Raw genomic sequence first — 6,427 nt, 5'->3', positions numbered from 1 at the left:
AAAGAGGGTTAAAAATGGCAGATGAAGAGAGCACACTAAAAAAGATCTTCTCCGACTGGCGTGTTCTTGTAATGTCGGCTTTAATTATATTCTCGGTTTTGAGCATATATGTACTTCCTCCGGCATTTGACAAGGGTGTTGAAGGTAATCTTCAGCTTGGACTTGATCTTCAGGGCGGTTCGTGGATCCAGCTTTCTTTTCAGTCAGAAGTAGTAAGATTCTCTTCTGATATGCCTGTTTCAGAGTTCGCAGATGTTTTATCACAGGAGATAGATGCAGAGGTTCTTCCTGTAAGTGAAGATCAGATTGAGATTAGAAAATATTATTCCGAAGAGGAATTGCAAAAGATCTTTGATGAACTTGGAGCAAAGATTGTAGCATACGAACAGGGAGTTTCAAAAGAAACTGCTGATGACGTAAAAAGAATTCTTGAGGATAAGGTAAACAACCTTGGAACGCAGGATGTTCGCATAAATACATTAAGCGGCCTTAATGATGTAACCCGCTACGTACGTGTCGAACTTGCGGGAACTGATATCAATACTGCTCAGGATCTCGTAAGTTCGCAGGGTAAATTTGAGATACGAATTGTAACTGTTGGTAACGAAACAGAGCATGTAATCTTTGGCGATTCTGTAACAAGCGTGTCAAGACCAAGCCAGAATCCTCCGGGAAGTCAGAGCTGGGGAGTAGGATTCACTCTTGATGCTGCAGGGGCAGAAGCATTCCGTGACGGGGCAATCAAACATGATGCTGTAAAAGATCCTCAAAATCACAATCTGGTGATGCTTTTAGACGGGGATGTCGTATATAGTGCTCCTCTTTCAACTGATCTTGCAAGTAAACTCCTTACAGGAACTGTACGTGATTTGAGTGCATCAACAGGCCAGGGTGATGATGCTCTTGAAGAGGCACGTCTTTTAGAGATTCATCTTCGTGCAGGTGCGCTTCCTGTAGATGTAACAATTGCAGGTTCCGGTTCTGTGCCGGCACAACTTGGAGATTACTTCAAGATGGTCTGTATAATTGCGGCAATTATAGCTTTGATGGCAGTTGCAGTAACAGTATATTTCCGCTATAAAGAGCCTTCAATTGTACTTCCAATGATTTTCATAAATATTGCGGAGATAGTTATACTTCTTGGAATTGCAAGATACATTCAGCAGCTTGATCTCGCAAGTATTGCCGGTCTTATAGCTGTTTTGGGAACAGGTATTGATCAGCTGGTAGTTATAACAGACGAAGTACTACATGAAGGAAAGGTACCATCGCCGAATGTCTATATGAAGAGATTTAAGCGTGCTCTAATGATCATCTCAGTGGCTGCATGCACTACAATATTTGCAATGCTGCCTCTTGCACTGATGGATCTTTCAACACTGAAAGGATTTGCAATTATTACAATTCTGGGTGTTCTTATCGGAGTTATCATAACACGTCCGGCATATGGTAAGATCATAATGGCAATACTTTCTAAAAATCCGTCAAAATGATTTTTCTGACAACCGGATAAAAACAAAATTATATATCTTTTTCTGACCTCTTCTCTGTAGAGAGGTATATTGTAATTATGTCAAAACCAGTACTGATGGATTTTTTTGCAGAATGGTGCGGTCCATGCAAGATGCAGACCCCAATTCTGGAACAGTTGAAGAACATGATGGGGGATTCTGTTGAGATAAAAACAATTGATGTTGACAGCAATATGGAGCTGGCAGTGAAATATGGTATTCAGGTTGTCCCCACAATTGTCATTGAAAAGGACGGAAAGATAGAGCACAGGCTTGAGGGTGTGACTCCTGCAGATACATTGCAGGGCTTAATTCTTCCTTTAATTGATTAATGGCAGAAGAACCTTTTTTTATAAAGGATTAAACCTGTCCTATCTTTTTTTAAGCTAACTATGTTGTGATTAATGATACAGTCTTTGTAGGATATAAAAATGAATATAGTTCATTGAAATGGTGTGGTTAATGCAGAATAAAGAATTTGAAATAATTGGTAAAAGGCTCTTTAATGAGGGTCTTGTAGGCGGAAATTTTGGGAATATAAGTTTAAGAACAGACGAAGGATTTTTTATCACGAAAAGTGGTTCATATCTTGATGAATCAGATGATTTAAAATTTGTATCAAAAGACGGAGTTCCTGAGGCAGGTGCATCAAGTGAATGGCGTGTTCATCATGAAAGTTACAGGTCAACCGGGAAGGGCGCAATTGTTCATGCACATCCTGCTTTTTCTGTAGCTGCATCTTTCTATTATAATGAGATTATACCTGAAGACAGTGAGGGGAAGATGTTGTGTCCTGTAATACCTGTTGTAACAGGTGAACCCGGAACAGATGTTCTTGCCGGAAATGTTTCTGAAGGTCTTAGAGTCTCACCTGTTGTAATTGCAAAAGGGCATGGAACATTTGCTATTGGAAATAATCTAAAGGAAGCTTATCTTTTAACCTCAATTGCAGAACATGCCTGTAAAATAATTTATTTGATGGGAGGATTCGGAGGTCTGAGCCTTTGAATCTCCATTCTTAATTCTCTGTTAAATGATACTATCATGTCTGCGATAACGCCGAACATGAATATCTGAAATCCAAGTATAATCAGAAGAACTGTGAATATGGAAAGTTCAGTATGTGTAATGTTGTTTAACCAGTCATATGTTACATATATACCAAGCAGAATCCCTGTCAGTGATACCAAAAGGCCGATAACGCCAAAGTAAAATATTGGATTGCTTACTCTTGCAAGTCTCCATAAGGCTGAAATTATTTTTGCACCGTCTCTTACCGGATGGAGTTTTGTAGGAGTCCCTGGTCTTGGTTTATAGCTTACCGGTACAACTGCTATTTTTTGTCTGTTTCTTACAGCTTCAACCGAAATTTCTGTCTCAATCTCAAATCCTTTTTCTTTAAGATTCATTTTTTTCAGAGATTCAAGATTAAATGCCCTGTAGCCTGAGAGAATATCATTTAAGTACTGACCATGAGCCACTTTGAAGAGATAATTTATAACTTCATTTCCAAAATGATTGAAACGACTGAGCGCACCAGGCTCATAAGTATCCATGCGGTTTCCTATTACGTGATCAAATCCTTCAAAAAGCGGGATTAACATTTTTTCCGCATCTTCGGGGATGTAGGTGCCGTCGCCGTCAAGCATCAGTATGTATGGTCGATCGATATAACTTATTGCTTCTATTATTGCTCTTCCTTTTCCCTTTCCTTTCTGAATTACAACTTTCGCACCTTTTGATTCTGCGATTTTTACTGTATCGTCACTGCTGTTTCCGTCCATTACGAATACATGCTCATATCCTGTTTCCTTAAATGAACGGACCAGTTCTCCGATAGTTGGTGCCTCATTGAGTGTTGGGATGAAAATGCATACTTCATCCTTTTTTATGTCCATTGCTACATTATATAAAAATCTACATTCATAAGTCCTTTCATGCAGACTGCAAAATCCGGAATCCGTGTACTTGGTATAGCAGAAAGCTTTGTTAAGGGCGCAACGAGATCAGTTTTTGCCGGAATTGTTATGAGAAAGGATCTTATTATTGACGGAGTCTCTTTTTCATCAGCAACAATAGGCGGGACAGATGCAACAAAGGCAGTTATTGATCTCTATGAAAGTCTTTTCAGAAAGGATATTCATTGCATTATGCTTTCAGGCTGTGTTGTATCATGGTTCAATATTATAAATACCGATGAAATTTATGATAAAACCGGTATTCCTGTAGTTTGTGTTACATATGAGAAATCAGAAGGTCTTGAAAAAGATATAATTCGTCATTTTCCGGATGATTCCAAAAGGCTTCAGGATTATAGAAAACTGGGTGAAAGAACTTCTTTTATTATGAAAAACGGATATTCTGTTTTTTTAAGAGCCTCGGGATTTTCTAATGATAATGCAGGCTGGTTATGCGATGCATACATAAGGGAAGGCAGAATTCCTGAACCTTTAAGGGTTGCGAGGCTTACTGCAAGAGGGATTATAAGAAGTGTAAGAAATGAAGATATTAAAAATTTCAATTAGATAAGGATCTATTTTTTTCATCTTTTTTAAACCCTGAAACAGCTTAATTATTGCACTATAAAAGTATCTGTAGATATTAGTTTGTTATCTGGTTTTAGTAAAATATCTACCTTAACAGTATCTCCCGGCTTGATCAGGCCATTTGAAAGATCCAGGCTGGTTTTCTCATTTGGATTCCAGTATGAGTTACTGCATCCCATCCCTCCCATTGTCTTAACAAAGAAATGATGAGTAGGAATAAAATCCTTGCCTCTCATTGTTTTTATCTGGCATCCCAACAGGACATCGTTTGAATATACATTAGCTTTAAGAAGTGAGTTATCATAGGCATTTGTTCCAATATTAAAAAGGATTATTATGCTTTCATAATTTGGTTTACTGCTGGATATTTTATAAATTTTAAAGATTGTTGGAGTCTCTTCAGGAGGTGTGTATTCCGGAATCTGAAAATTCATTAAAATCAACAGAACAAGTGCAGCGAGAATTATTGCCAGGGCTATTAGAAGTACTGTTGCAATAACCGGTGATGAAGCTTCATTTTGTTCTTTTATTGAATACAATAATTAGAATTATAGCAGGTTATGAATAACATTTTCGGCTTTTTTATATTAAGTAAAATTTAAAAAAGGTTTTAAATTCATTCACTTTTTTCTGAAAACTCTTCTATTGCAAGCTGGTACATCCAGTCCATAAGATGGGGGCAGTCTATCACGCTGCACTCTTCCTCACAACCAATGCATGGCAGAAGTTCTCCGCCTGCAAGCAGAAGTTCGGGCTCTACTGCACGTTTTTTTGCTTTTAACAGATATGTCTTTACACCATCTGATTTATAATCGATTCTTTCAATCTGATCATTGTCTGTTAATTTTTTGACAATTCTTGAGCACTTTCGGCTATCAATTTCAAGAAGTTTCCAGAGCTCACTCTGAAGTACACCTTCCGGCTTAGACTGTATCAGTTTGAATGCTTCTTCGTCAATTTCCGACATAAATATCAAAAATTTCCTATTATATTAGGGGTGCGATGGTCAGGATGTTACTTCCGCGAATGACAACTGTGCCAAGGTTTCTGCCCCTTTCACCGTTTACGTACTCGGTTGCCTGGTCCATCTGGATATTTAAGTGCTCATCTACTGCGATAAGCTTACCCTGAAGTTTTTTGCCCTCATCTTTAATTTCAACTGTAATCTTGGAATCAACAAGAGCTGATACTTTTTTAATTGGCAGAACAATGCTATTAACCATCGTCATTTATATGGACTGTTATGTAATTAATTATTTCCCCTTGTATTGTAATAAAAAAAGTTAGAAATTATTTCATATTTTTTTCAATTTTTTCAATCATATTTTTGCTGCCTATGTAAAGTGGTGTTTTATGACTTGGTTTTTCCGGCAAAACATCCAGAAGATTTTGCTTTCCATCTGAAATTGCACCTCCTGCCTGTCTGGCAATGAAACCAAGAGGATTTGCCTCAAAGACAAGTCTTAGTTTTCCTTTGCTGTTATCTGTTGTCGCAGGGTAACAGTAAACACCGCCATATTTTAGTATCTGGTGAAAGTCAGCTACAAATGAACCTGAATATCTAAGTTTTCCACCATCTTTTTCAATATCTGCTATAAATTCTTCATGCTTTTTTGTCCAGTCCTTTCTGAGTCCGCCACTCCCATACAGTTTACCTTCAGGCATGGTCACAGGGCCCTCCATAAGCAGATATTTCCCTTCTTTTAATGCAAAAATATATACTCCTTTTCCAACTGAAAGTGTTAAAACAGTCATAGGGCCGTAGAGCATGTACATTGCCGCTTTCATGTCTCTGCCCCGGCTCAGTGCATTTCCGTTATCATATATTCCTATGATTGTTCCAACACACAGATTGACCTGAATTAGTGATGAACCGTCAAGAGGATCCATAACAACAGCATAATTGCTTTTTGCGTCCGGATTTTTTGCAATGTCCGGCTTTTCTTCTGATGCGATTTCACTCACAAGATTTGATTTGAATAAAACATCTGTGATGTGAGCATCCGACCATACATCAAGTGCAGCCTGCTCTTCTCCGGAGTCGTTTTCTGTGCCTGCATATGACTGATTTGTGATGAAAGCCTGCCTTATAGGCTCTGCCTGTATTGCAATGAGCTCAATAAGATCTTTTAAATCATTCTTACAGTCTGTTGTGTCAAGATATTCACGTAGATTTGTCATATATAATCAACCGAACCGGATATTTGTCATTATATTGTATCTTATTATTAATTTTGTTTTGTGATGCGAATTTATTATCTTATTCTGAAAAATGTTAAAATTTGATTGAATTTTAAATAAGATATTGGCTTTGATTTCAATATTGAAAATTAAAAAAGGATTTTTGTTCTTCTTAAAATTTTATTCTGC

General features: G+C 37.6%; 9 protein-coding genes. 4 read left to right on the top strand and 5 right to left on the bottom strand.

Going from position 1 to position 6,427, the window contains the following annotated elements; genetic code table 11:
* The first annotated feature begins 14 nt into the window (after positions 1 to 14).
* The 3 genes from ACTB1O_RS07560 (at position 15) to ACTB1O_RS07550 (ending at position 2,519) form a co-directional block, all read left to right on the top strand.
* On the top strand, positions 15 to 1,493 hold the full coding sequence (locus tag ACTB1O_RS07560; RefSeq protein ID WP_462994529.1) for a preprotein translocase subunit SecD: 1,479 nt from the start codon (positions 15 to 17) through the stop codon (positions 1,491 to 1,493).
* Positions 1,494 to 1,570: 77 nt separating this feature from the next.
* A complete protein-coding gene (locus ACTB1O_RS07555; RefSeq protein WP_462994527.1) occupies positions 1,571 to 1,843 on the top strand; it encodes a thioredoxin family protein in 273 nt (90 codons plus the stop codon).
* A 130-nt stretch (positions 1,844 to 1,973) separates the two neighbouring features.
* Positions 1,974 to 2,519 (top strand): aldolase, encoded by a 546-nt coding sequence (locus tag ACTB1O_RS07550; protein WP_462994526.1) that lies wholly within the window; start codon positions 1,974 to 1,976, stop codon positions 2,517 to 2,519.
* On the opposite strand, the gene aglJ is transcribed toward ACTB1O_RS07550, so the two are convergent.
* On the bottom strand, positions 2,483 to 3,409 hold the full coding sequence (gene aglJ, locus ACTB1O_RS07545; RefSeq protein ID WP_462994525.1) for an S-layer glycoprotein N-glycosyltransferase AglJ: 927 nt from the start codon (positions 3,407 to 3,409) through the stop codon (positions 2,483 to 2,485). The genes ACTB1O_RS07550 and aglJ overlap by 37 nt on opposite strands.
* 39 nt (positions 3,410 to 3,448) lie before the next feature.
* Between aglJ and ACTB1O_RS07540 the strand changes: the two genes are divergently transcribed.
* Entirely contained in the window at positions 3,449 to 4,036 is a 588-nt protein-coding gene (locus ACTB1O_RS07540) for an endonuclease dU (RefSeq protein ID WP_462994524.1), read from the top strand.
* A gap of 47 nt (positions 4,037 to 4,083) precedes the next feature.
* On the opposite strand, the gene ACTB1O_RS07535 is transcribed toward ACTB1O_RS07540, so the two are convergent.
* The 4 genes from ACTB1O_RS07535 to ACTB1O_RS07520 form a co-directional block, all read right to left on the bottom strand.
* Entirely contained in the window at positions 4,084 to 4,596 is a 513-nt protein-coding gene (locus ACTB1O_RS07535) for a type IV pilin domain-containing protein (RefSeq protein ID WP_462994523.1), read from the bottom strand.
* 77 nt (positions 4,597 to 4,673) lie between these two features.
* Positions 4,674 to 5,024, bottom strand: a complete 351-nt coding sequence (locus ACTB1O_RS07530; protein ID WP_462994522.1) for a helix-turn-helix transcriptional regulator — start codon at positions 5,022 to 5,024, stop codon at positions 4,674 to 4,676.
* Positions 5,025 to 5,043: 19 nt separating this feature from the next.
* On the bottom strand, positions 5,044 to 5,280 hold the full coding sequence (locus ACTB1O_RS07525) for an LSM domain-containing protein (RefSeq protein WP_462994528.1): 237 nt from the start codon (positions 5,278 to 5,280) through the stop codon (positions 5,044 to 5,046).
* Positions 5,281 to 5,347: 67 nt separating this feature from the next.
* Positions 5,348 to 6,238 (bottom strand): class 1 fructose-bisphosphatase, encoded by an 891-nt coding sequence (locus tag ACTB1O_RS07520; RefSeq protein ID WP_462994521.1) that lies wholly within the window; start codon positions 6,236 to 6,238, stop codon positions 5,348 to 5,350.
* Positions 6,239 to 6,427: the final 189 nt, after the last annotated feature.

The organism is Methanomicrobium sp. (assembly GCF_055145805.1).
Note: the sequence above shows the minus strand (reverse complement) of the source record. Positions and strands in the feature narration are given on the sequence as shown.